This is a genomic window from Amnibacterium sp. CER49 (assembly GCF_029846255.1).
Taxonomy (GTDB): domain Bacteria; phylum Actinomycetota; class Actinomycetes; order Actinomycetales; family Microbacteriaceae; genus Amnibacterium.
Genome location: NZ_JARVWQ010000001.1, coordinates 783,119 through 807,372, shown reverse-complemented (window position 1 = coordinate 807,372; position 24,254 = coordinate 783,119). Strand labels below are relative to the sequence as shown.

The following is a 24,254-nucleotide window of genomic DNA, read 5'->3' as shown; positions in this document are numbered from 1 at the left end:
GCGGATGACGCGCCGCGGCGGGCCCGCGATCAGGCCCGAACGGGGGACAGCGTCTCGTCGATGGCCCGGGTGAAGTCGTCGAGGTCCTTCGGGTTCCGCGACGTGATGAGCGTCCATCCCTCCGTGTCGTCGACGACGACGGGCTCGTCCACCCATTCGCCGCCCGCGTTGCGCACGTCGGTCTGCAGGGACGGGTAGGAGGTGAGTCGCTTGCCGCGCAGCGAGCCGGTCTCGACGAGCGTCCACGGCCCGTGGCAGATCGCGGCGATCGGCTTCCCGGCGCCGATGAACCGGGCGGCCACCCGCACCGCGTCGGCCGACTGCCGCAGGTTGTCGGCGTTGATCGTGCCGCCGGGGATCAGCAGCAGGTCGTAGCCGTCGTCGTCCTTCGCCTGGTCGAGCGTCGTGTCGGGCTGCACGATCCGGCCCGGATCCTTGTCGCTCACGAGGGTCTGCGCCGGCCCGTCCGAGGTGGAGGCGATCACGACGCGCGCGCCGCGCTCCTGCAGGTGCTCGACCGGCACCACGAGCTCGTCCTGCTCGATGCCGTAGTCGCTCACGATCGCGAGCACCGAGAACCCGCCGAGGTCCGTCTCCGCCATCGCTCCGCTCCGTCCCGGCGCGGTCCGCCCACGCTCGCTCGCCACGCTCGGCACGGGGTCTGGACGGCCCCTCGCCGAACGGTGGGCGGCGGCTGCGGGCGCTCAGCGGCGGAGGTGGGCCTCGAGGGCGTCGAGCTGGTCGCGGGGGACGAACCCCGTCGCCGCGAGCTTGCCGAGGTCGAGGGTCGAGCGCAGCGGCCGGGGAGCCGCCGCCTTGCCGGCGAAGTACGCCTCCGTCGTCACCCCGGTGACGCGCTCGGGGTCGGCGCCGACGAGCGCGAACACGCGCTTCGCGATCGCGGCCCAGCTCGCAGGCTCGCCGGAGTTCGACAGGTGGTAGGTGCCGAAGGGGGCGCCGGTCGCGAGGAGGTGCGCGATGCCGGCGGCGAGGTCCTCGGCGAACGTGAGGCGTCCGACCTGGTCGTCGACGACCGACGGGTCGACGCCGCGCTCGGCGAGCGACGCCATCGTGCGCACGAAGTTGGCGCCGTCGCCGATGACCCAGCTCGTGCGGACGAGGTAGTGCCGCGGCACCGTGGAGACGAGCGCGTCACCGGCCGCCTTCGTCTGCCCGTACACGCCGAGCGGGGCGAGCGGCTCGTCCTCGCGGTGCGGGTCGCGGCTGCCGTCGAAGACGTAGTCGCTCGAGACGTGCACGAGCGTGATGCCGTTCGCCGTGGCCACCCGGGCGAGCTCGGCGACGGCGGTGACGTTCACCGCCCAGGCCGCGGCGCGGCCCTCCGGCGTCTCCGCGCGGTCGACGGCGGTGTAGGCGGCGGCGTTGACGATCGTGCCGTAGTCGCGCCAGCGACGGCTCGACCAGGCGGCGGGATCGGTGAGGTCGAACGCCGCGCGGTCCGCGAACTCCGCGTCCGGCAGCACCTCGCGCAGGGCGCGCCCGAGCTGGCCGCCCGCGCCGAGCACCAGCGTCCGCCTCGGTCCCATCGGTGTGACGTCGGCGAGCCGCGGGTGCGCGCGGTCCTTCGCGGAGATCTCGACCGAGTCGAGCGCGATCGGCCAGTCGATCGCGACGGTCTCGTCGGCGAGGTTCAGGAAGGTGTACGTCGCGTCGGGCGACCAGTGGTCGTTGACGAGGTAGGTGTAGGCGGTGCCCGCCTCGAGGGTCTGGTAGGCGTTGCCGACGCCGCGCGGCACGAACACCGCCCGCGACGGGTCGATCTCGGCCGTGAACACCGCGCCGAAGGTGGCGCCGTCGCGCAGGTCGACCCAGGCGCCGAAGATCCGGCCCGCGGCGACCGAGACGTACTTGTCCCACGGCTCGGCGTGGATGCCGCGGGTGGTGCCGGCCGCGTCGTTGAAGGAGATGTTGTTCTGCACCGGCCCGAAGTCGGGCACCCCGAGCGGCAGCATCTTCTCGCGCTGCCAGTTCTCCTTGAACCAGCCGCGGTTGTCGCCGGGCACCGGCAGGTCGAGGACGACGAGGCCGGGGATCGGGGTCGCCGTCGCTGCGAGCGCCTTGCCGTGGTCGAAGTCGCTCACTTCGACCCTCGGGCCTGCTGGGCGTAGCGGTCCTCGGTTGCCTGCTTCTGCGGCCTCCACCACGCCTCGTGCTCGCGGTACCAGTCGATCGTCGCCGCGAGCCCGGCCCGGAAGTCCCCGTACTGCGGCCGCCAGCCGAGCTCCGTGCGCAGCTTCGTCGAGTCGATCGCGTAGCGCAGGTCGTGACCGGCGCGGTCCTGCACGTGGTCGTACGCGTCCCTCGGCTGCCCCATGAGCTCGAGGATCAGCTCGACGACCGTCCGGTTGTCCTGCTCGCCGTCCGCGCCGATCAGGTACGTCTCGCCGATCTCGCCGCGCTCGAGGATCGTGAGCACCGCCCGCGAGTGGTCGTCGGCGTGGATCCAGTCGCGCACGTTCCGTCCGGCGCCGTAGAGCTTCGGCCGCACCCCGTCGAGCACGTTGGTGATCTGGCGGGGGATGAACTTCTCGACGTGCTGGTACGGCCCGTAGTTGTTCGAGCAGTTCGAGATCGTCGCCTGCAGCCCGAAGGAGCGCACCCACGCCCGCACGAGCAGGTCGGACCCGGCCTTCGTCGACGAGTACGGCGACGACGGGTTGTACGGCGTGCGCTCCGTGAACCGGTTGGGGTCGTCGAGCTCGAGGTCGCCGTAGACCTCGTCGGTCGAGATGTGGTGGAACCGGGTGCCGTGCCGCCTGGCCGCCTCGATGAGCGTGTACGTGCCGATGATGTTCGTGTCGAGGAAGGGCCGCGGGTCGTGCAGCGAGTTGTCGTTGTGCGACTCCGCGGCGAAGTGCACGACGGCGTCGGCCGCGCCGACGAGCCGGTCGACGAGGGGCGCGTCGGCGATGTCGCCGACGACCAGCTCGAACCGGTCGTCGGGCAGCCCGGCGAGCGACGCCCGGTTGCCCGCGTAGGTGAGCGCGTCGAGCACGACCACCGAGGAGTCGGTCTCGGCGAGCACCAGATGGACGAAGTTCGAGCCGATGAAGCCCGCCCCGCCCGTGACGAGCAGCCTCACGAGTCCCGTCCTCTCTCGAGCAGCGCGAGCAGGTACTGCCCGTAGCCCGACTTCGTCAGCTGCTCGGCGCGCTGCCGCAGGCCCTCGTCGTCGAGGAACCCGAGCCGCCACGCGACCTCCTCGGGCGCGCCGATCTTCAGGCCCTGCCGCTGCTCGATGGTGCGCACGTACTCGCCGGCGTCGTGCAGCGAGTCGTGGGTGCCCGTGTCGAGCCATGCGGTGCCCCGTCGCATCACCTCGACCTGCAGCCGGCCCTGCTCGAGGTAGGTGCGGTTCACGTCGGTGATCTCGTACTCGCCGCGCGGCGACGGCTTCAGGCCCCGCGCGATCTCGATCACGTCGTTGTCGTAGAAGTAGAGGCCGGGCACCGCGTAGTTGCTCTTCGGCTTCGCGGGCTTCTCCTCGAGCGAGACCGCCGTGCCGGAGCGGTCGAACTCGACGACGCCGTAGGCGCTCGGCTCGGCCACCCAGTAGGCGAAGATCGCGCCGCCGTCGACGTCGGTGTACCGGCGCAGCTGGGTGCCGAACCCGTCGCCGTAGAAGATGTTGTCGCCGAGCACCAGCGCCGCCTTCTCGGTGCCCAGGAAGTCGGCGCCGATCACGAAGGCCTGCGCGAGCCCGTTCGGCTCCTCCTGCACGGCGAACGTGATCGAGATGCCGAAGCGGCTTCCGTCCCCGAGCAGGCGGGTGAACTGCTCCGCGTCGTGCGGCGTCGTGATGACGAGCACGTCGCGGATGCCCGCGAGCATGAGCGTCGTGAGCGGGTAGTAGATCATCGGCTTGTCGTAGACGGGTACGAGCTGCTTCGAGATCGCCATCGTGATCGGATGCAGCCGGGTGCCTGAGCCGCCGGCGAGGATGATGCCGCGCATGGGGGGAGTCTGCCCGAACGCGGCCAAGTCGGCGCTGAGGAGCCCCTCGGGGCCCTAGCATCGGCCGGATGCGCCGCAGGACCCTCGCCGAGCGCTTCCGGCTGCGCCTCGTCGGCGTGCTGATCCTCGTCGACGTGGCGTTCGTGCTGCTGGTGACGCTCTGGCCGACCACGGTCGACCGGCCGATCGACCCCGCGCTGCTGCGCTTCCTCGCGGCGCTGCACCGGCACGGGGTGCCGGCGTTCGTGAACTACGACCTCGTGGAGTCGAGCGCGAACGTGCTCTTCTTCGTACCCGTCGGCTTCCTCGCGAACCTGCTGCTGCCGTACCGGCGCATGTGGTTCGCCGCGCTGCTCGGCGCGCTGCTGTCGTGCTGCGTCGAGACCGCGCAGCTGCTGTTCCTGCCCGGCCGGGTCGCGAGCCTGCAGGACGTGCTGCACAACACGATCGGTGCGGTGCTCGGCTGCGCCGCCGCGGTGCTGTTCCGCCGGGTGATCCGGCATCGCGACACCCTGGTCATCCGCGACGCGCTCGAGGGCCGCACGGGCGCCGACGCGCTGCCCGTGACCGTGCCGGCGGCCCCAGAACGGGGCGCGCCGCTCGGCTGAGCATGGAGTTCCTCATCCGGGGCCGGATACCCTGCAGCAGCGCATCCGCCTGGATGAGCGGGAGGCGGATATGGCACGCAGGGCGTGGAGTCGTGGTCGGCGGCGCGTCGCGCTCGCGGGCTGGATCGCGCTCGGGCTCGGGGTGCTCGCCCTCGTCGTCGGCGCCCTGTGGGTCGGCGGCCGCGTGCTCACCGTGGCGAACAACCTCAAAGCGGCGCAGGCGAGCCTCTCGGCGTTCAAGGCCGACGTGCTCGGCACCGGCTCGACGACGACCGCGGAGGAGTACCGCCGCGTCGCCGCCGACACCGGCCGCGCGCGCTCGGCCGCGGCCGACCCGGTCTGGCGCCTCGCGGAGCACGTGCCCTGGCTCGGGCCGAACCTCACCGTGCTGCGGCAGGTCAGCGGCATCACCGACGACCTCGTGAAGGACGGCGTGGGGCCCTTGGCGACGGATGCGAACGGCCTCACCCTCGCCACGTTCAAGCCGAGGGACGGCGCCATCGACCTCGCCGCCATCAAGCGCATCACGCCGGCGATCGGCACCTTCGACGCGGCTGCGCGCCGCGCCGACGCCCGGCTCGCCGCCCTCGACCTGGGGCCCGTGGCCGCGCAGCTGCGCAAGCCCGTGCTGAAGCTGCGCTCGGAGCTGCAGGCCATCACCCCGGTCACCGCCGAGGTGACGAAGGTGCTGCCGGTGCTCTACCCCGCGCTCGGCGGCGACGGGCCGCGCCACTACCTGCTGCTCTTCCAGAACAACGCCGAGGAGCGCGCGAGCGGTGGGAACCCGGCCGCGCTCGCCATGGTCGACGTCGATCACGGCCGCATCACGCTCGGCCAGCAGCCCAACTCGGGCAGCTTCCCCGAGCCGTACAAGGAGCCGGTGCTCGCGTTCCCGCAGAGCGGTGACTGGGACCGGATCTACGGCCAGCACGTCACGCGATACCTCACGAACATCACCTTCACGCCCGACTTCCCGACCACGGCCCAGCTCGCGATCGAGATGTGGCGGCGGCAGTTCGGCGGACAGGTCGACGGGGTGGTCTCGATCGATCCCGTCGCCCTCTCCTACCTCCTGAAGGCCACCGGGCCGATCGGCATCGGCGACAAGCAGACCCTGGGCGCCAAGAACGCCGTGCAGTACCTGCTGTCGACGGTCTACGCGAAGTACCCCGACCACGTGGTGCAGGACGCGGTGTTCGCCTCCGCGGCGAAGGCCGTGTTCACCGCCGTGAGCCACGGCGCGGGCGGCTTCGGTGGCTACGCGAAGGCGCTGAAGCCCATGATCGCCGAGCAGCGGCTCAAGGCCTACAGCGTCCGCAGCGACGAGGAGCAGCTGCTCGCCGACGGGAGGCTCGCGAACATGCTGCCCGCCGACAACAGCGCGCAGACGGTGCTCGGCGTCTACAACAACGACGACGCCACCTCGAAGATGAGCTACTACATGGATGCGACCGTGCATGTCACGGCGAAGATGTGCCCGGCGACGACGCCCACATGGACCGTGTCGACGACCGTCACCGACACGCTGACGCCGGCGCAGGTGGCCACCCTGCCGAAGTACGTCCTTCCGAACCGCAAGCCGATCCCGCCGGGCGGCGACCGGCAGTGGGTGCAGCTCTACGGCCCGGCCGGGGCGAAGCTCGTCTCGGCCTCGATCGACGGCGCACCGGTGCGCTGGGGCGACTCCATCGACGCGCAGACGAACACCGTGACCGATGCCACGGGTGCGTGGCTCGGGAAGCCGGCGGTGCAGGGCGAGATGTACGGGCGTCCCGTCGGGGTCGTGAGCATCACGATGGCCCCGCAGCAGTCGGTGACGGTCGCGGCGGTCTTCAGCGGCGGCACGTCGCCGTCGCGGGACATCGCCGTGAGCCACACGCCGAAGGTGCACGAGGTCCCGGTGACGATCGACCGCACGGCCTGCGGCTGACGCCGGGGCGGGAACGCGGTCGCTCCCCGCGCGGCGCGGCCGGACGTGCCGCGGCGCACGGGCGGGCCGCCTGCCCCGGCCCCTCGGGCAGCACCGGCCGACGGCGCCAGGCGGGGAGGTCGAAGACCCACCCGAGGTGCAGCCGCGCGCGAGCCGCGCGGCGAGCAGCGGGACGGCGACGCCGAGGACGACGCCCCCCGGAAGGTCAGGCGAGCTCCGCCACGCGAGCGATCGGAAGGCGGGCGACCGCGGCGGCGAGCAGCGCGCGCGGCGACCGCAGCCCTACGGGGCTCGTGACGCGCACGGCGCCGTGCAGCCCGACCCGCAGGGGCACCGCGGCGGTGCCGGCGGTGAGCAGGTAGCGGCCCGCTCGCGCCCAGCCGGAGGCCTCGAGCGCGGTGCCCGCGTCGGTGCGGACGAGGCGGGCGGCGAGCAGCAGCCCGCCCGGCACGGCCCTCGCGCGCCGTCGGAGCGGGACGAGCCGCACGAGCACGTCGCCGGGCTCGAGATCGCCGGCGGGCAGCGGGATCCGCATCGCGCGCAGCGAGCCGACGCGCCGGGACCCGGCGGAGACGCGGCCGAGCAGGGCGGCGAGGGGTGGGACGGGGTTCGGCACGTGGACGAGCACGGCGCTCCTTCCGAGGACTTCGGGCGACCCTACGAGCGGGTCGGCCCGATGCCCGGAAGGAGCGCCGCGCGGCGGGAGGAGCAGGAGGGCTAGCCGACCGTCTCCAGCTCCGCGCCCTGCGCCGTGAGCGCGGCGAGCGCCCGGCGCAGCTGGGTGGACGACGTCGACACCGTGTACGGGAAGTACACGACCTCGACCCCGACCGCGGCGAACTCGGCCTCGAGGCGCAGGCCCTTCTCGGTGCCGCGCCAGTCGTCGCCCTTGAAGAAGTGCGTGAAGCCGACGGCACGCCAGGTGTCGAGCTTGTCGGGCACGGTCTCGGCCCGCGCCTCGTCGACGTAGGCGACGCTCCGCACGATCTCGAGGCGCTCCGCGAGCGGGATCACCGGGGTGATGCCCTTCGTGAGCTGCAGCATCTCGTCGGAGACCACGCCGGCGATGAGGTGGTCGCAGCGGCTCTTCGCGTGCTTCAGCAGGTTGAGGTGGCCGATGTGGAACAGGTCGAAGGCACCGGCGGCGTAGCCGATGCGCAGGGGGGCGCTCATGCGGGGGATCTCGATTCGGGTCGGGAGGGGAGCGCCGGCGGGTGGGTGGTCCGCCGGTGGGTGGGTGCGGATGGGTGGTGGGGTGGGCTCGGTTCGGTGGGTTCAGCGCGGCAGGTGCCAGGCGACGGGTTCCGGCAGGGCGACGGGCGCAGGGCGGCGGCCGTCGCTCATGCCGCGGGTGGTGAAGCCGCGGTGCAGCCGCACGGCGAGCGCCTCGTAGGCCTCGGCGACCGAGTCCCAGTCGTAGAGGCGGCGCGTGCGTTCCTGCAGCAGTTCGCCGATGTCGACGAAGCGCAGCGGGTAGCGCTCGACGTCGGTGAGCAGCGGGGCGAGCTGGTTCGGCGAGGCGAAGTAGAGGCCCGCGGTGCCGACGACCTCGCGGTTGAAGACCACCTGCCAGGCGATCACGGCGGTCCCGGCGCCCATGGCGCGGAGCAGCGAGGGGTGCGCGCCGCCGACCCCGTGGCCGTGCACGTAGCAGGCGGCGTGGGCGTAGAGCTGGTCGAGGAGCCGCTCGTCGGTCACGTCGCCGAGCAGCCGGATGCGGGGCTCGGCGTGCGCGAGCTCCTCGATGCGGCGGGTCGTGGCGCTGCGATGCGGCCCGGATCCGACGACGACGATCGGCAGGGTGGCCCCGGAGCGGCGGTAGCCCTCGAGCACGACGTCGACGTGGTGCTCGGGGACGAAGCTCGCGACGACGAGGTGGAAGCCGCCGGGCACGAGCCCCCGCGCCTCGAGGGCGTCGGCGGGCACGTTGCGCACGACGCGGCCGCCGAAGCCGATCAGCTCGCTCGGCAGGCCGTAGGCGTCGTGGACGTGACCGGCCGTGGACTGCACGTCGGCGATGAGCGCGTCGGCCTGCCGGACGGACCAGCGCTCGGCGAAGCGGCAGTAGCGGCGCCCCCAGGCGCCCCACCGGCCGCGCTGCTCCTCGAGGCCCTCGAGGTGGACGGCCACGGCGGTGCCGCGGGCGCGCAGCAGCGGGAGCGCGGGCGCGTTCGAGCCGTCGAAGAGGAAGGCGACGTCCTGCTTCTGCCCGAGCGCCGCGCGGGCACCGGCGAGGGCGGCGCGACCGACCGTGCCGATGTTGCCGTCGCCGAGCGCGGGCAGCGGGACGAGCCGCATGCCGAGGCGTGAGGTGGCCGGCACGTCGAGGCCCGACCCGTAGACCGTCACCTCGTGGCCGCGGGCGACGAGCCGGCGTCCGATCTCCTCGACGGCCGTCCCCGCACCGCTGTCGCCGGCCGCGACACCGCGCGTGCCGACGAAGGCGACGCGCATGCGCTGCACGGGCAGTGCGTGCCGGGGAAGGCGGGTGGGGGAGGAGGTCATGGGGAGGCTCCGGACCGTTCCGCCGGGGACCGGACGGGACGGACGCCGAGCGGTGCGGTCACCGTCGGTCCCGCGGGCGGGGTCGGCGGCGTACGACGCTCGTCGTGGGTAGGGGATGGGACGCTGAGCTGAGACCGGTGCCGCCGACGGGTATCGGAGGCCGGGTACCGGCGTTCGATCGAGACTAGGCGGCGACCGCTTCCGCGCGCGCCCCGTCTTCTGGGGCCAGCCGCACGACGGGCACCCACGGCACCGCCACGGAGAGCATCACGAGCAGCGCCCAGTTGCCCTCGATGAGCAGGCGGCTCTCGGCGAGCGCCTGGGTGAGCAGCGTGGTGAGCAGCAGCAGCGGCAGCACGGTGAGCGGGGCGGGCACGACGGCGAGGCGCAGCGACCGGTAGGCGAGCGAGCCGATCAGCGCCGCGAGCGCGAGCAGCCCGGGGATCCCGAGCTGCATCTGGATGTCGAGGTACGCGTTGTGCGCCTGCAGGTACTGCACGCCGCCGCGCACGACGAGCCGGTCGTAGGGGGCGACCCAGGGCGCCCAGTAGCTGATCCAGCCCCAGCCGAGCACCGGCCGCTGCTCGACGAGGCCGCCGACGATGCGCCAGATCTCGAGTCGTCCGGTGAGGTCGTCACCCTTGCCGAGCAGCGCGAGCACCGGCCCCGACAGGCGCGACGAGCTGAACGCCACGAGCGCGACCACGACCGCGGCGACCACGGTGACGACGACCCGGCCCCGGCGGTGCGAGCGGCGGTAGCCGAGCGCGACGAGGCCCGCCGCGAGCACGGCGAGGCCCGCGACGATCACGGTGCCGGAGCGGGTGAGCGCGACCATCAGCAGGTCGAGCAGCGCGGCGGGCACCGCGAACCGCAGGCGCAGCAGACGGCCCGCGGCGAGCGATAGGACCGTGACGAGCCCGAGCAGCGCGATGAAGCAGGTGAGGTTCGCGTTGCCGACGATGCCCTGGATCCGGCCGCCCGTGAACAGCAGCCCCTGGCTCCAGTAGTAGGCGCCGGGCGCGTTCGAGCCGTAGTCGGTCCAGAACGGGGCGAGCTGGTGCGTCGGCAGCAGGGCGACGACGACCTCGAAGAGCAGCGCCAGCACGAGGTGCACGTGCAGCATGAGCGCGAAGATCCTCACGAGTCGGCGCGCGGGCATCAGCACGAGGAGGGCGGTGCCGACGGCGGCCGTGCCGATCTGGATCGCGCACGCGATCAGCGTGGCGGAGGCGTAGGCCGACCAGGTGGCGGAGATCAGGCAGACCGCGAGGAACGCGGCGAGCGGCAGCGTGTCGACGGTGAGCACCAGCTCCTTCAGCCGCCGCCGGTGGCGCACCAGGACGACCACACCGACGACGAGCAGGAAGGCCGACAGGGCGCCGAAGCCCCACCAGCTGAGCAGGTCGCGCAGGCCGTCGCCGTCCCACAGCGAGAACAGCGCGAGGAACGCGTAGGCATCCGTCATCCGCCTCCGCCGCACGAGGGCCCAACCTACCTTCCGCGTGCGACGGCACCCGGGATCCTGCTCGCACGGAACCGCGCACGGTAGAACGGTCGTCGACCCCGACCGAGCTGAAGGAGCCGTCCATGATCGTCGGTCTCACCAACACCCCTCGCGACTACGCCTGGGGCTCGACCTCCGCGATCGCCGAGCTGCTCGGTCGGCGGCCGTCGGGTGCCCCCGAGGCGGAGTACTGGCTCGGTGCGCACCCGGGCTCGCCGAGCGAGATCACCGACTCGGCGCCGGCGCTCGCCGGCCGGCACCTCGACGAGGTCCTCGCCGCCGAGCCCGAGGCGTTCGTCGGCCCGGGCCGCACGCGGCTGCCGTTCCTCATGAAGGTGCTCGCCGCCGACCATGCCCTCTCGCTGCAGGTGCACCCGGACCCCGAGCAGGCACGCGCCGGGTTCGCGCGGGAGAACGAGGCCGGCGTCGCGCTCGACGCGCCGGAGCGCAACTACCGGGACGACTCCGCGAAGCCCGAGCTGATCCTCGCCCTCTCGCCGGCGTTCGAGGCGCTCGCGGGGTTCCGGCACGTGAGCGAGGCGCGACTGCTGCTCGCCGAGCTGCAGTCGTTCGCAGCCGACGGCGACGACGCCGACGCGATCGGAGCGCTCGCCGATCGGCTCGCCGCCGGTGATCCGGGTCAGGCGGGCTCCACCGGCAGCTCGATGGACGTGAACGCCACCGGCATGCCCGACTCCGGGGTCACCGCACCGGATCACGCGGCGTCGGGCAACCCGCTGCGCGACGCCGTCGAGTGGCTGCTGCGCGGGGGGAGCGACGTCGCGCGGCTCGTGCCGGCGATCGTCGGCGCCGCGGCGCGCGCGTCGGCGACCTCGAGCTTCCGGCGCGAGTTCGACACCGTCGCGAAGCTCGCCGACGAGCACCCCGGCGACCCGGGCATCGTCCTCGCCCTGCTGCTGAACCGCATCACCCTCGCGCAGGGGCAGGCGATGTTCCTGCCGGCGGGCAGCATCCACGCCTACCTCGAGGGCGTCGGCATCGAGGTCATGACGCAGAGCGACAACGTGCTCCGCGGCGGCCTGACGAGCAAGCACATCGACGTCGACGAGCTGCTCGCCGTCACCCGCTTCCAGGCCGAGCCGGTGCCGCTCTCGCACCCGGACTCGCCCGTCGAGGGGGTCCGCGTGTGGCGCGTCGACTCCGACGACTTCGTGCTCGCCGAGGTCGCTCTGGGCGACGCCGCCGAGGTGCACGGCTACCGGCTCGCGGGGCCCGAGCGCACCTCGTTCCGGCTCACCGGGCCGGCGATCGTGCTCACCCTCACCGGCGGCATCACGCTGCAGGGCGCGACGATGCAGGCGAACCTCGCCCGCGGCGACGCCGCCTTCGTGACGCCCGACGAGGGCGACCTCGTCTTCAGCGGCTCCGGGGTCGCCTACGTGACGACCACGCCCTGAACCCCGAAGGGGGACCTGCTGCAGCGGCCGCGGAGGGGCGAGGATCGGGGCACCCACCCCTCGTGACGGCTGTGTGAACCCGGGCACCGCCGCGCTCTTCCCTGCTTCCCGGGCGCTCAGGAGTCCCCGTGATCGAAGCGACCCCCGACCGCACGGTCGATCTGTCGCACCTGCTGGTACGCGTCGGCCGTCGCTGGCCGACCGTGCTCGGCGTCACCGCCGTCGTCCTCGGCGGTGCCCTCGCCGCCGGCCTCACCACCCCCGCCTCGTACAGCGCCACCGCGTCGGTGGCGGTGTCGCCCATCCGGTTCGCGACCGCCGCCGGGACCTGGTACACGCAGGACGTGAACATCAGCACCGAGCAGGCCGCGCTCGGCTCCCGGCAGGTCGCCGACCTGGCGTCCGCCGCGCTGCACGGCTCCGTGGACGCGTCCACGCTCGTGCGGTCGACCTCCGTGGCCGCGCCGCAGGGCTCCGACGTCCTGCAGGTGACCGTCGACGCGAACGACCCGCGTCATGCCGCCACCTGGGCCAACGCGCTCGCCTCGGCCTACCTCACCTTCCGGGCGCAGTCCGCGCAGCAGGCCGCGCAGTCGACGCTCGCGTCGATCGACGTGCAGATCGCGGCGACGGACCCGACCTACCTGAAGACCCTGACGGGCCTGAAGGCGCAGCGGACCGCGCTCCAGCACGTCGGTGACGGCACGGCCCGCGTCATCGGCGCCGCCGTGGCGCCCTCGGCGCCGTCGTCGCAGGGGCTGCAGTCCTTCGTCGTCGGCGGACTCGTCGGCGGCCTGCTGCTCGGCGCGCTCGCCGCGCTGCTCCGCGACCTCGTCGACCGCCGCGTCCGCTTCGGGCGCCGCTTCGGCGACGTGCTCGGCGCCGAGACGGTCGAGCTGCGGGACGACGACGACGAGACCGCCCGGGCGGTGCTGCGCGCCGTGCGCCGCTCCGCCGGCGAGGAGCCCGTCGTCGTGGCCGTGACCGCCGCCTCCGGCTCCGCGGACGCGCTGCTCGACCACATCGCGGACTACGCGCTGCGGACCGGTCAGCGGGTGCGCGTCGTCGGCGCGGACCACCTGCCGGCCGAGCAGCTCGACGGCCGCTTCGGCTTCGTGCCTCAGCCGAGCGACGAGATCGTGCTCCTCGATGCCCGTCACGTGACCTCCGTCACCCGCCTCGCCGTGCTCGGCGACGCCTCCGACGCGGTCCTCGTCGTCGGCGACGCGTCCGCCCGTGTCCGCGACCTGCGCGGCCTCGCCCGCGCGCTGCGCAGCGGGGGCCCGGTCCGTGTCGTGCCGGTGTTCCTGAACCGCTCGGCCGGACGTCCCGCCACGCGCGCCCGCCGGGTGCGGAAGCCCGTGGTGGCGCCCTCCGCCTGATCGCTCTCCCGAAGCGGCCCCGGTCCTCGACGGACCGGGGCCGCTTCGTCGTTCACGGGCGCTGCCCGTTCGCCTCCCGCGCCGCTTGCAGGGGATGCACCCGGGTGCAGGTGCGACACGGGGCCGCAGGCCCGGCAGCCGCGCGAGGAACCTGCATCCGGGGAGCGACTTGCGCAGGCCCCGCCCGGCGCTCGGGCTACGGCCGATGCCGATGCCGATGCCGATGCCGCGTCTCGGTGATCCGCTCCCGTGGCGGTGCGACACGCGCGCCCTCCACCTGCGCCCGGACTACCGACACGCGGTTCCAGGAGGGCGACGTGGCTCCTGGCCACCGTGGCTCCTGGCCGCGTCGGTGCCTCCCGAGCCGCGGCCCCGTTCGCGTCGCCGGATACCTGGCGTAGGTGATCCGCCCTCGTGTAGGTGCGACACGCGGCATCCCCACCTACACGAGGGCGAAGTACCTACACGCGGTACGGCGGTGCCTGGCGGGGGCACGACGACGCCGCGTCCCGCCCTGCAGCAGGACGGGACGCGGCGATCGACCGCGGGGGCTAGCGGGCCGCGACGGGCTCCGCGATCGCGACCGCGACTCCGGTAGCCGCCGCCGTCTTCCGCTTCGGCAGCAGGGCGCCGAAGCCGAGCCGGGAGCGCAGCGCCACCAGCAGCCCGAGATAGACGAGGCCGAGCGCCGTCGCGGCGAGCACGAGCACCGGGACGCTCTGCCCGAGCAGCGCGGCCGCGAGCGACCCGCCGCCCGCGAAGACGACGAGCGCGAGCAGCGCGGGCAGCGCGATGCGCCGCGGCGAGCTGCGGATGCCGAGCTTCACGCCCACCTGCACGGCCGCGAGCACGGTGTCGACGACGATGGAGGCCATCCAGCCGATCGCGGCGCCGGTGAGGCCGAGCGGCGGCACGAGCAGCGCGGTCACGACCGTGAGCGTCGCGAGCTGCACGAGCCGGTTCCCGAGCTGCCACGAGCTGCGGCCGCCCATCAGCAGGATGCTCTGCACCATGCCGGCGGTGGTCGCGAGCATCATCGCGATCGCCACGAGCGCGAGCGGCAGCGCGCCGGCGCGGAACTCCCTGCCGAAGATCGACAGCACGGCGGGCGCGAACACGGCGAGGAGCAGGTAGAACGGCCAGCTCACCGCGACGATGGCGCGCGTGACGTCGAGGAACAGCGCGGACGCCTCGGTGCGGTCCTGCACGGCGAGCGCCCGGCTGATGCGCGGTCCGACCACGATGCGGGCGGCCTGGTCGATCATCGTGCCGGCGCTCACGCAGCGGTTGACGACCGCGTAGATGCCGCCGGCGACGGGGCCGGCCATCGCGAGCACGAGCAGCACGCCGGTCCAGTCGAGCATCCGCTCGATCAGGGTCGACGCGCCGCGCGGCAGAGCGAAGCCCCAGAAGGCGCGGCGGACCGCGGGCAGGTCGACGGGCGCGGTCGCGGCGACCGCGGAGGCGCTGCGCACGGCGCGGACGGTCAGCAGCGCAGCGACCGCCGTGACGATGACGAGCGGTGCGGCCCACGCGCCCGCCACCACCTGCACGGGCAGGCCCGCGGTCATGGCGAGCGCGACGACGGCGAGGCGGGCGACGGGCAGGCCGATGTTCTGCAGCAGCGTGTAGGGCACCGTTGAGCCGAGGCCGCGGGTCGCGCCGAGCAGCACCGCGAGCAGCGCGCCCGCGGCGAGGAACGGGGCCATGATGCGCAGCACCCCGACGGCGTAGGCCGGGTCCTGCGGCGCGACGAGGGTGGCGAGCGGCTCGGCCGCGAGGAGCACCATCCCGGTGACGAGCGCGCCCACGACGGCGACCGGCACGACGGCGCTCCGCACCGTGGCGCGGATGCCCCCGCGCTCACCGAGCGCGATCTGCCGCGAGAGGGTCCGCACGAGGGCGGTGTCCGCGCCGAGCTGCAGCGCGTTCGACACGATCGCGAACAGCGCGATGGCCTGGAAGAAGAGGCCGGTGCCCGCGGCGCCGAGGCCGTTGCCGACGACCTTCGCGAGGAGCAGCGTCGCGGCGGCGCCGACGACGATGCCGCCGAAGGTGGTGCCGCCCGCCTGCACGAGCCCCTCGGGCCGGCGGCTCATCGGAGCACCTCGCCCGTGGCGCGGGCACGGAGCAGCACCCCGGCGATCACCGCGATCGCGATCGTCTGGATCGTGCCGAGGCCGTAGAACCACATCACGGGCACCAGCGCGACGAGCACGGAGTGCAGCCAGAGCGAGGCGGTGCCGGGCGCCCGGCCGGTGCGGACGATCGCGCCGACGAGGAAGACGAGGAACAGGCCGAGGCCCACGAACCCGTACGAGTACATGAGGGTCCAGGCGAGGCCCTGGCTGCCGAGCGGGTAGCCGATCGCGCTGTCGGTCTGCGGGCTCGCCCAGCCGAGGAACGGCGACTCGAGCGTCGCCCGGAACGTGCCGAGGTAGATGTCGCTGCGGGTGGCGGTGCTGTCGCTGTACTGCTGCCGGCCGAGGATCGCGGCGAGCGAGCCGGATGCCACGAGGTAGCCCGCGGCGGCGAGCGCGGTGCCGACCGCCCCGACCGCGACGAGCAGCCGGCCGCGGAGCGCGAGCCGCGCGACGACGTAGGCGATGCCGATGGCGAGGCCGAGGAACATGCCCCGGTTGCTCGTCTGGATGGCGGGCCAGAGCGACACGACGAGCAGCCCGACGAGCGCGACGACCTTCCAGCGCCGGGGCCGCAGCGCGAGGTAGGCGAGCACGACGGGCGTGAGGATCGCGTAGGCGGCGCCCCAGCTGTTCGCGTAGGGGAACGGCGCCGCGGGCCGATCGAACGGATGCGTCGCGCCCCACGGGTGCTGCACCTCGGCGAGCGGCGGGTGGAGCAGCTGCTGCACGAGGCTGTTGCTCTGCAGCGACGCGGGCACGAGGTGGCTCATCGGCGTGGTGAGGTGCACGTCCGGGAAGCGGATCGCGGCGATGCCGAGCACGACGATCGCGATCCAGAGCAGCACGAACGAGGAGAGCACGCGGGCGGCGGGGATCCGCTCCCGCGCGTTCACGTAGTAGAGCGCGGCGACGCCGGCGGCGGCGAGGTCGCCGAAGCGCTGCACGTAGCCGATCGCCTGGTTGCCGGAGTGCAGGCCGACGGCGCACGCGAGCACCCAGGCGAGCAGCAGGAACCACGGCAGCAGGCCCGGGACGATCCGCACGCGGCCGCGGACGGCGAGGTAGACCGCCATGACGAGCGCGAGCAGGATCGACCCGAACGCGGTGGCGCCGAGCGCCCACTCGACCGGGTAGCCGACGATCATCAGCTGCAGCGGCCACGCCGGCAGCACGCCGCGAGCAGCGGCGGGCTCGGGCGCCCGGTGCGGCCGCACCGCGGCCGGAGCGAGGGCGGTCACGACGCGCGCCCGAGCGCGACGAGGTGCGAGTACTTGCGGCGCATCGAGGCGGCCGCGTGCAGGGCGTTCGCGGCGAGCAGCGCCGTGTAGACCATGCCGAAGAGCGCCGGCGCGCCCCAGAGCACGAGGCTCCAGCAGAGCACGCCCGAGTCGGTCGGCAGGGTGAGGAACGACTGCTTCACGCCGCCGCGGCCCGCGGGAGCGCGGTGCTGCCGGCCGCTCAGCTGCTCGGCGAGGATCTGGCTCATGAACTGCCCGACCGCGACGACGCAGTAGAGCAGCGCGACGACCTCGAGCCACGCGGGCGCGCCCTGACGGGCGAGCCCGACGAGCACCGCGAGGTGGATCGCGGGCGTGCGGATCGCGTCGACCACGTGGTCGAGCCACTCGCCGGCGATGCTGCCGCGGCCGGTGAGGCGCGCGACCTGCCCGTCGGCGGAGTCGAGCACGTAGCCGAGGGCGAGCAGCACCCCGGCGGCCACCGCGGGAACGGCCGAGGCCGGGGCCGCGACGACGAGCGCGATGGCGGCGGCCGAGCTGACCGCGCTCGCCGCGGTGACCGCGTTCGGGCCGAGGCCCCACGACGCGAACAGGGCCGCGGGGTAGCGGGCCAGCCGCCGGTTCACCCAGCGGGTGTACGCGGGGAACCCGCTGCCCGGCTTCTGCACGGCGCGGAGCTCGGCGAGGGCCTCCCGGACCCCGATCCGGGGACGGGCGCCCCCGGACCGGGCCGGGAGGAGCATCGGGGCGGGGAGTGTCATCTCGGTCCTCACTGCACGACCGCTTTGAGGTCGAAGCTGGTGTTGGGGGTGCTCTTGTAGTTGGACTGCACCTGGGCGGTGATCACGTTCGTGCCGGTGACGAGCAGCGAGGCGGGCACCTGGAAGGTGACGGGGTTCGCTGCCGCGGTCGTGGTGCTCGGCGCGGAGAGGGCGTAGGTGGTCGCGGTGATGGTGCCGGTGGGCAGGTTGGCGCGGCCGACCTCGGTGCCGTTGACGGAGACGACGATGCCGTCGTCCGCGCGGGTCGTGAGGTTCAGCCCGGTCGTCGGCACGCTGCCGGCGGGGATGGTGAAGGAGCCGCGGAAGGAGCTCCCGAGCGGGTGGCCGCCCGCGCTGAGCGCCGGGAGCTGGGTGGTGATCCCGGTCGGGCCCCAGCCGAGCACGGCCGTGCCGGTCGGCCAGGTGGACGCGTCGTAGCCGGGCGTCTGCCAGTCGGCCGCGGGGGCCGTGGCCTGCGACCAGTACGACCAGGTCGAGCCGGAGTCGACGAGCACCGTGCCGCTGGGCAGCGGCTGACCGGCGACGACGAGCGCGACCTGCGCGGCCGGGGTGCTCGCCGAGCGGTTGCCCGACGGGTCGACGGCGCGGACGAAGTACTTCGCCCCGTCGGGACCGGTCGGGAGCGTGATCGACGTCGCGGTGGTCGTGGCGATCACCCGGTCGTCGCGGAGCACCTCGTACGTGACCGTGCCGCCGCTGTCCGTCGAGGCCGTCCAGGAGGCGGAGACGCCCGTGGTCGACGCCGCGACCTTGAGGTTCGCCGGCGTGGTCGGCGCGGTCGAGTCGTTCGGTGCGAACCGGGCGTAGCCGCCGACCCAGCTCTTCCCGTAGGCGCCCATGCGGGCCCCGGTGAAGTCGCCGCCGACCCAGGTGACGCCGGTCGAGTCGGTGAAGGTCGCCCAGGCGCCGGCGCCCTCGCGGCTCGTGAACGAGGGGCTGAAGGCCGGTTCGTAGACGCCGGTCGCCGCGTTCCAGGCGCCGAGCGCCTCGATCTTCGACGCCCGGGTGAAGTCGGTGACCCTGTGGAAGTCGGTGGTCTGCGTGTTCTCGTACACGCCGAGCCAGCAGTGGCAGCCGCCGTAGACGTTGCTGCCGTCGGTGGCGATGACCTGCCCGTCGCCGCCCTCCATCGACGTCACGTTCGTGGAGGCGAGGCCCAGACCTGCGCGGTTGTAGCTCATGATCTCGTGCTGGCTGCCGCCGATCCACACCCGGCCGCCGACCTCGCGGACGGCCTGCTGGTAGTTGGTCGGGTCGGTGAACCGGAGGGACCACGGGATGACCGAGGCGTCCGTGGTGCTGATCGCGGCACCGCGCACCGTGGGCGTGGTCTTGTCGTTGGCGAAGTAGCCGGCGAAGTAGACGCGGTCGCCCAGCGCCGAGGCGTCGAGCGAGACGACGGTGCCGTCGAAGGCGACGGTCCACCTGGGGTCGGGCGTGCCGTTCGTCACGGACATGCGCACCGCGGAGCGGGAGTAGACCTGCGCGGTCGTGCTGCCGCCCGTGGCGTGCGTGAAGGCGCCGCCGACGTAGAGCCAGCCGTTCTGGACGTCGAGCGAGCGGACGATCACCTTGCCGGCGCTCGTGGACAGCGCGTTGGTCAGCCGGCCCGTGAAGGTGGTGTCGATCGCCCCCGTGGTGGGGTTCAGCACGACGAAGCCGTTCCTCGGGACGCCGTTCACGGTGCTGAACCAGCCGCCGGCCACGATGCGGCCGTCGGGCAGCGTGGCGAGCGCCTTGACCTGCCCGTCGAGCTTCGGTGCGAAGCCCGGCACGAGCTGGCCGGTCCTCACGTCGAACGCGGCGAGGTACGACTGCTGCACCGTGCCCGCGCCCGTGGCGTTCTGCTGCACGTGGTCGAAGTTGCCGCCGACGTACACCTTGCCGTTCGACTCGGTGAAGGCCGACACCTCGGTGTTCTCGATGCCGGTGCCCTGCGCGCCGAGGCCGCTGACGCCCTCGACCGTCTTCATCGCGAGGCTGCTCGCGAGCGGCGCCTGCGCGGAGGCCTGCGTGCCGGAGTCCGGGATGGTGGTGAACACGGCCGAGCTCACGAGCTTCGGCCGCAGGTACATCTGCGCGAAGGGACGCACGTAGCCGGTGGTGGCCTGGTACAGGTAGTCGGTCGCGGCCGCGCTGCCCTTCACGTTCGGGCCGTAGCCGAAGCCGGTCGCCCAGCCGTCGTAGCGGGCGGCGCTGTTCCAGTTGGCGGCATGGTTGACCGTCTGCGTCGACACGTGGTTGTAGGTCAGGTCGCTGCCGAAGGACTCGGTGGTGCCGCCGGTGCCGCTCACCGTGCCGCTCGTCGTCTGGAACCGCCAGGTGTTGAGGCGCTGCACGTCGTCGAACTGCCAGGACCAGTCGGTGCGCGGGGACGCGAAGGTGAAGCGCACCTCCTGCCAGCTCGTGCCGGCCGAGTCCATCGCGCGGCGGATGCGGACGCCGTCCGGCAGCGCGGACACGGGCTGCCCGTTCAGCAGGGCGTCGACGGTCGCGGTGCTCAGCTCGCGGGCGCTGAACGCGGCGGGTCCGGTGATGGTGCTGCGGACGTCCGACGCGGTGCCGTACCCCAGCTCGGACTGGGTCCAGTTGTCGCGCCCGCGGCCGATGAGCACCCAGCCGCCGCCATCCGTGGTCTGGTCGCAGTAGAACTGCTGGGGCGCGCCGAGGGCGGGGGTCTCGAGCCAGTAGACGCCGTCGGGCGAGGAGGGCACGTTCTGCTTCACCTCCCAGCAGGAGGCGGCGGCGGTCGCGGCCGACAGCCCGTCGGGCAGCGGCGTCGCGGCGCTCGCGGACTGCAGGGCCGGTGCGAGCGCCGTGCCGAGCAGGGCGATCGCCGCGCCGGCCGCGGTCGCGGCACGTCGGGGGGAGAGGGACGTCATCGGGAGGGCTCCGTCGGGTGCAGGAGGAGGCGGGGGAGTCGCCGGGCCGGGGGCGAGGGGATCGGGGGTCAGCAGCTCGGGTCGGCGGGGAAGGAGTGCGCGACGATGTGCCAGGTGCCGTCCGTGTAGGCGAGCGAGTAGAGGTTCAGCGCGCGCCGCACGGCCTGCGGGTGTGCGACGACCGGCTTCCCGTGCGCGTCGAGCAGGGTGACGTCGCTCGAGTCGATGCACGCCTGCACGCGGGCCGTCGGCGTCGCCGAGGCCGGGTCGCTGCCGAGCACCCGGACCCCGTCGACGCGGGTCGTGCCGTGGACGGTCCAGCCGTTGCTCTCGAACTCGAGCTGCTGCGCCTGGAGCTCGGCCTTCGCCTGACCGGCCACGACGGGGGTGATCGCGCCGGTGAGCGAGTCGGGCGTGACGCTGTCGACGGCCTGCACGTACGTGGCGACGGCCGCGGTCGCGGAGCGCGTGGTGATCGTGCGGGTCGCGAGCGCCGCCGTCGTGCTCGCCGGGAGCGGCGCGGTGGTGGTGCGCGGCGCGGGTGCCGTCGTGTGCGCGGGAGCGGACGTCGCGGTCGGGGCCGGCGGTGCGGCCGCGGTGCGGTGCGCGGGATGCGCGGGCAGCAGGAGGCCGGCCGCCACGGTCGCACCGACCGTGAGGGTGAGCGCGGTCGCAGCCGTGACGCTGAGGGCGCGGGAGGAGGGGGTGCGGGTCATCGGGGTACCTGTCGGGTCACAGGGGAGGGGAGCGCGCGGGACGCCGGCCTGGGAGAGCCGGCGCCGGGTCCGCGCGAGGTGGGTGATCCATCGTCGGACGGACGCCCCGGCGACCGCGATCCCCAGTACGGGGACCGCGGCCGGAACCGGTCAGCGCGGCCGGAGGACCGCCACGACCGGGACGGGCGTGGCGATCGGGAGGGCGTGCGGGCGGGAGGTCGTCCCCGTCGTCACTGCACGACCGCTTTGAGGTCGAAGCTGGTGTTGGGGGTGCTCTTGTAGTTGGACTGCACCTGGGCGGTGATCACGTTCGTGCCGATGACGAGCAGCGAGGCGGGCACCTGGAAGGTGACGGGGTTCGCTGCCGCGGTCGTGGTGCTCGGCGCGGAGAGGGCGTAGGTGGTCGCGGTGATGGTGCCGGTGGGCAGGTTGGCGCGGCCGACCTCGGTGCCGTTGACGGAGACGACGATGCCGTCGTCCGCGCGGGTCGTGATCGTGAGGCCCGTTCCCGGGACGCCACCCGCCGGGATCGAGAACGATCCGCGGAAGCAGCTGGCGAGCGGCCGCCCGGTTGCGGGCGCGGGGATCTGGGTGGTGATCCCCGTGGTGCCCCAGCCGAGGACCGCCGTGCCCGTCGCCCAGGTCGAGGCGTCGTAGGCGGGAGCCTGCCAGCCGCCATCAGGCGCGGTCGCCTGCGACCAGTACGACCAGGTCGAGCCGGAGTCGACGAGCACCGTGCCGCTCGGCAGCGGCTGACCGGCGACGACGAGCGCGACCTGCGCGGCGGGCGTGCTCGCCGAGCGGTTGCCCGAGGGGTCGACGGCGCGGACGAAGTACTTCGCCCCGTCGGGACCGGTCGGGAGCGTGATCGACGTCGCGGTGGTCGTGGCGATCACCCGGTCGTCGCGGAGCACCTCGTAGGCGACCCTGCCGCCCGAGTCCGTCGAGCCGGTCCACGAGGCCGAGACGCCGGTGGCGGCGGCCGCGACCTTGAGGTTCGTGGGGCTCGTCGGGGCGGTCGAGTCGTTCGGTGCGAACCGGGCGAAGCCGCCGACCCAGCTCTTCGTGGTGCTGCCCATGCGGGCGGCGGTGAAGTCCCCGCCCATCCAGGTCACGCCGGTCGAGTCGGTGAAGACCGCCCAGCCGCCGGCGCCCTCACGGCTCGTGAACGAGGGGCTGAAGCCCGTCTGGTACGCGCCGGTGGTGGCGTTCCACGCGCCCATCGCCTCGATCTTCGAGACCTTGGTCCACGCGGTGCCGGGCTGGTTCCAGACGTGGGTGTGCGCGCCCTCGTAGACCGCGAGCCAGCAGTGGCAGCCGCCGAAGACGGAGGTGCCGTCGGTGCCGAGCACCTGCCCGTCGCCACCCTCGTTCGACATGAGGTTCGTGCTCGCCTCGCGCATGTCCGCGCGGTTGTAGCTGAAGATCATGTGCTCGGAGCCGCCGATCCAGACACGGTCGCCGACCTCGCGGACGGCCTGCTGGTAGCTCGCGCTCGCCGAGGTGAAGTCGACGGTCCACGGGATCACGGCGGCGCCGGCCGTCGTGAGGGCCGCGGCGCGGAGGGTCGGCGTCGTCCTGTCGTTCGCGAAGTACCCGGCGAAGTAGACGCGGTCGCCCGCTGCGGAGGCGTCGAGGCTCACGACCGTGCCGTCGAACTCGGTGGTCCAGGTCCTGTCCGGCGTGCCGTTCGTGACGGAGAGCCGCACGGCGCCCCGCGAGTAGACCTGGGCGGTCGCGCTGCCGCCCGTGGCGTGCGTGAACGACCCGCCGACGTAGAGCCAGCCGCCCTGCACGTCGAGGGCGCGGACGACGGCTTGGCCGCCGCTCGTCGAGAGCGCGTTGATCAGCCGGCCCGTGAAGGTCGTGTCGACCGCGCCGGTCGTCGGGTCGAGCACGACGAGACCGTTCTCGGGTACGCCGTTCACGGTGCTGAAGTCGCCGCCGGCGACGATGCGGCCGTCGGGCAGGGTCGCGAGCGCCTTGACCTGGTTGTCGAACACGGGCGCGAAGCCGGGCACGAGCTGCGCCGTCGTGACGTCGAAGGCGGCGAGGTACGACTGCTGCACCCGGCCCGCGCCGGCGGCGTTCTGCTGCACGTGGTCGAAGTTGCCGCCGACGTACACCTTGCCGTTCGACTCGGTGAAGGCCGACACCTCGGTGTTCTCGATGCCGGTTCCCGCGACGCCGAGTCCGGTGACGCCTTCCACCGTCTTCAGGGCGAGGCTGCTCGGCAGCGGCGCCTGGGTGGAGGCGGGGGTGCCGGTGGCCGGGATCGGGGCGAGGAGGTTCGCGCTCAGCAGCTTCGGGCGCAGGAAGACCTGCGCGAACGGGCGCACGTACTGGCCGCTGGTGGCGCTCTGGTAGAGGTAGTCGGTGGGTGCGGTGCTGCCGACCACGGCGCTGCCGTAGCCGAAGCCGGACGCGTAACCGACCGTCCTGGTCATCGTGGTCTGCACGACGCCCAGGCCGCTTCCGCTGCCGAAGCTCTTCGTGGTGCCACCCGTCCCGCTCACGCCGCCGATCGACCAGGTGGCGACGCGCTGGTAGGCGTCGAACTGCCACGACCAGTCGGTGCGGGGCGAAGCGAGGGTGAGGCGCACCTCCTGCCAGCTCGTGCCGGCGGAGTTCGCCGCGCGACGGATGCGGATGCCGTCGGGCAGCGCGGAGACGGCGCCGTTGTCGAGCAGTCCGTTCACGGTCCGCGCGCTCAGCTCGCGGGCGTCGAAGGCGGCCGGGCCGGTGACCGTCGCGGCCACATCCGCCGGCGCGCCGTAGCCCTCGCCGGACTGGCTCCAGTTCTCGCGACCGCGGCCGAGCAGCACCCATCCGCCGCCGTCGGTGGTCTCGTCGCAGTAGAACTGCTGCGGCGCGCCGAGGGCCGGGGTGTACAGCCAGTAGACGCCGTCTGCGGCGTTCGGGTCGCCCTGCTTGATCTCCCAGCAGGAGGCGGCCGCGGTCGCGGCGGTGCGGCCGTCGGGCGCCGGGGTGCTGGCGCTCGCGGCCTGGGCGACGGGCACGACGGCGGTGCCCAGCAGGGCGATCGCGGCCGCGGCCGCCGCCGCGGCGCGGCGGGGGAGGAGGAGGGGGTTCATGGTGGGGCTCCGTCGGGTTCGGGGGCGGGACGCGCTGTCGGGCGTGCCGGGCCACCGCGAGGGGGAAGGGGT

General features: G+C 73.7%; 18 protein-coding genes. 4 read left to right on the top strand and 14 right to left on the bottom strand.

What is annotated here, in order from left to right:
- Window positions 1–29: 29 nt before the first annotated feature.
- The 4 genes from QDR37_RS03840 to rfbA all read right to left on the bottom strand — a co-directional run bounded on the left by QDR37_RS03840 (window position 30) and on the right by rfbA (window position 3,975).
- Window positions 30–602, bottom strand: a complete 573-nt coding sequence (locus tag QDR37_RS03840; protein WP_279712252.1) for a type 1 glutamine amidotransferase — start codon at window positions 600–602, stop codon at window positions 30–32.
- Window positions 603–704: 102 nt separating this feature from the next.
- A complete protein-coding gene (locus QDR37_RS03835) occupies window positions 705–2,102 on the bottom strand; it encodes a bifunctional dTDP-4-dehydrorhamnose 3,5-epimerase family protein/NAD(P)-dependent oxidoreductase (protein WP_279712251.1) in 1,398 nt (465 codons plus the stop codon).
- The gene (gene rfbB / locus QDR37_RS03830) at window positions 2,099–3,103 is read right to left on the bottom strand and encodes a dTDP-glucose 4,6-dehydratase (protein ID WP_279712250.1); all 1,005 of its coding nucleotides are present in this window, start codon (window positions 3,101–3,103) and stop codon (window positions 2,099–2,101) included. The genes QDR37_RS03835 and rfbB overlap by 4 nt, the downstream gene beginning before the upstream one ends.
- Window positions 3,100–3,975 (bottom strand): glucose-1-phosphate thymidylyltransferase RfbA, encoded by an 876-nt coding sequence (gene rfbA, locus QDR37_RS03825; RefSeq protein ID WP_279712249.1) that lies wholly within the window; start codon window positions 3,973–3,975, stop codon window positions 3,100–3,102. The genes rfbB and rfbA overlap by 4 nt, the downstream gene beginning before the upstream one ends.
- 68 nt (window positions 3,976–4,043) lie before the next feature.
- On the opposite strand from rfbA, the gene QDR37_RS03820 reads away from it, so the two are divergent.
- On the top strand, window positions 4,044–4,583 hold the full coding sequence (locus QDR37_RS03820; protein WP_279712248.1) for a VanZ family protein: 540 nt from the start codon (window positions 4,044–4,046) through the stop codon (window positions 4,581–4,583).
- Between the two features lie 70 nt (window positions 4,584–4,653).
- Entirely contained in the window at window positions 4,654–6,513 is a 1,860-nt protein-coding gene (locus QDR37_RS03815) for a DUF4012 domain-containing protein (RefSeq protein WP_279712247.1), read from the top strand.
- Between the two features lie 205 nt (window positions 6,514–6,718).
- On the opposite strand, the gene QDR37_RS03810 is transcribed toward QDR37_RS03815, so the two are convergent.
- The 4 genes from QDR37_RS03810 to QDR37_RS03795 form a co-directional block, all read right to left on the bottom strand.
- Complete coding sequence (locus QDR37_RS03810; RefSeq protein ID WP_279712245.1) at window positions 6,719–7,141, bottom strand: hypothetical protein; 423 nt, start codon at window positions 7,139–7,141, stop codon at window positions 6,719–6,721.
- An 89-nt stretch (window positions 7,142–7,230) separates the two neighbouring features.
- Window positions 7,231–7,686 (bottom strand): adenylyltransferase/cytidyltransferase family protein, encoded by a 456-nt coding sequence (locus QDR37_RS03805; protein ID WP_279712244.1) that lies wholly within the window; start codon window positions 7,684–7,686, stop codon window positions 7,231–7,233.
- Window positions 7,687–7,788: 102 nt separating this feature from the next.
- Window positions 7,789–9,018, bottom strand: a complete 1,230-nt coding sequence (locus tag QDR37_RS03800; protein ID WP_279712243.1) for a glycosyltransferase — start codon at window positions 9,016–9,018, stop codon at window positions 7,789–7,791.
- A 184-nt stretch (window positions 9,019–9,202) separates the two neighbouring features.
- The gene (locus QDR37_RS03795; RefSeq protein ID WP_279712242.1) at window positions 9,203–10,486 is read right to left on the bottom strand and encodes an O-antigen ligase family protein; all 1,284 of its coding nucleotides are present in this window, start codon (window positions 10,484–10,486) and stop codon (window positions 9,203–9,205) included.
- A gap of 122 nt (window positions 10,487–10,608) precedes the next feature.
- Between QDR37_RS03795 and manA the strand changes: the two genes are divergently transcribed.
- Together manA and QDR37_RS03785 are read left to right on the top strand one after the other, a co-directional pair.
- Window positions 10,609–11,943: a mannose-6-phosphate isomerase, class I gene (gene manA, locus QDR37_RS03790; protein WP_279712241.1), complete on the top strand. Its 1,335-nt coding sequence runs from the start codon at window positions 10,609–10,611 to the stop codon at window positions 11,941–11,943.
- Between the two features lie 128 nt (window positions 11,944–12,071).
- Window positions 12,072–13,325 carry a Wzz/FepE/Etk N-terminal domain-containing protein gene (locus tag QDR37_RS03785; protein WP_279712240.1) on the top strand — a complete coding sequence of 418 codons (1,254 nt, stop codon included), beginning with the start codon at window positions 12,072–12,074 and terminating at the stop codon, window positions 13,323–13,325.
- 551 nt (window positions 13,326–13,876) lie between these two features.
- On the opposite strand, the gene QDR37_RS03780 is transcribed toward QDR37_RS03785, so the two are convergent.
- The 6 genes from QDR37_RS03780 to QDR37_RS03755 all read right to left on the bottom strand — a co-directional run bounded on the left by QDR37_RS03780 (window position 13,877) and on the right by QDR37_RS03755 (window position 24,182).
- Window positions 13,877–15,424 (bottom strand): polysaccharide biosynthesis C-terminal domain-containing protein, encoded by a 1,548-nt coding sequence (locus QDR37_RS03780; RefSeq protein ID WP_279712239.1) that lies wholly within the window; start codon window positions 15,422–15,424, stop codon window positions 13,877–13,879.
- The gene (locus QDR37_RS03775) at window positions 15,421–16,707 is read right to left on the bottom strand and encodes an O-antigen ligase domain-containing protein (protein WP_279712238.1); all 1,287 of its coding nucleotides are present in this window, start codon (window positions 16,705–16,707) and stop codon (window positions 15,421–15,423) included. The genes QDR37_RS03780 and QDR37_RS03775 overlap by 4 nt, the downstream gene beginning before the upstream one ends.
- The gene (locus tag QDR37_RS03770) at window positions 16,704–17,468 is read right to left on the bottom strand and encodes a CDP-alcohol phosphatidyltransferase family protein (protein WP_279712237.1); all 765 of its coding nucleotides are present in this window, start codon (window positions 17,466–17,468) and stop codon (window positions 16,704–16,706) included. Before QDR37_RS03770 ends, QDR37_RS03775 begins: the two co-directional genes overlap by 4 nt.
- A gap of 8 nt (window positions 17,469–17,476) precedes the next feature.
- Window positions 17,477–20,371 (bottom strand): fibrinogen-like YCDxxxxGGGW domain-containing protein, encoded by a 2,895-nt coding sequence (locus QDR37_RS03765; RefSeq protein WP_279712236.1) that lies wholly within the window; start codon window positions 20,369–20,371, stop codon window positions 17,477–17,479.
- A 68-nt stretch (window positions 20,372–20,439) separates the two neighbouring features.
- Entirely contained in the window at window positions 20,440–21,087 is a 648-nt protein-coding gene (locus tag QDR37_RS03760) for a hypothetical protein (protein ID WP_279712235.1), read from the bottom strand.
- Window positions 21,088–21,317: 230 nt separating this feature from the next.
- Window positions 21,318–24,182 (bottom strand): fibrinogen-like YCDxxxxGGGW domain-containing protein, encoded by a 2,865-nt coding sequence (locus QDR37_RS03755; protein ID WP_279712234.1) that lies wholly within the window; start codon window positions 24,180–24,182, stop codon window positions 21,318–21,320.
- Between the last annotated feature and the right edge of the window lie 72 nt (window positions 24,183–24,254).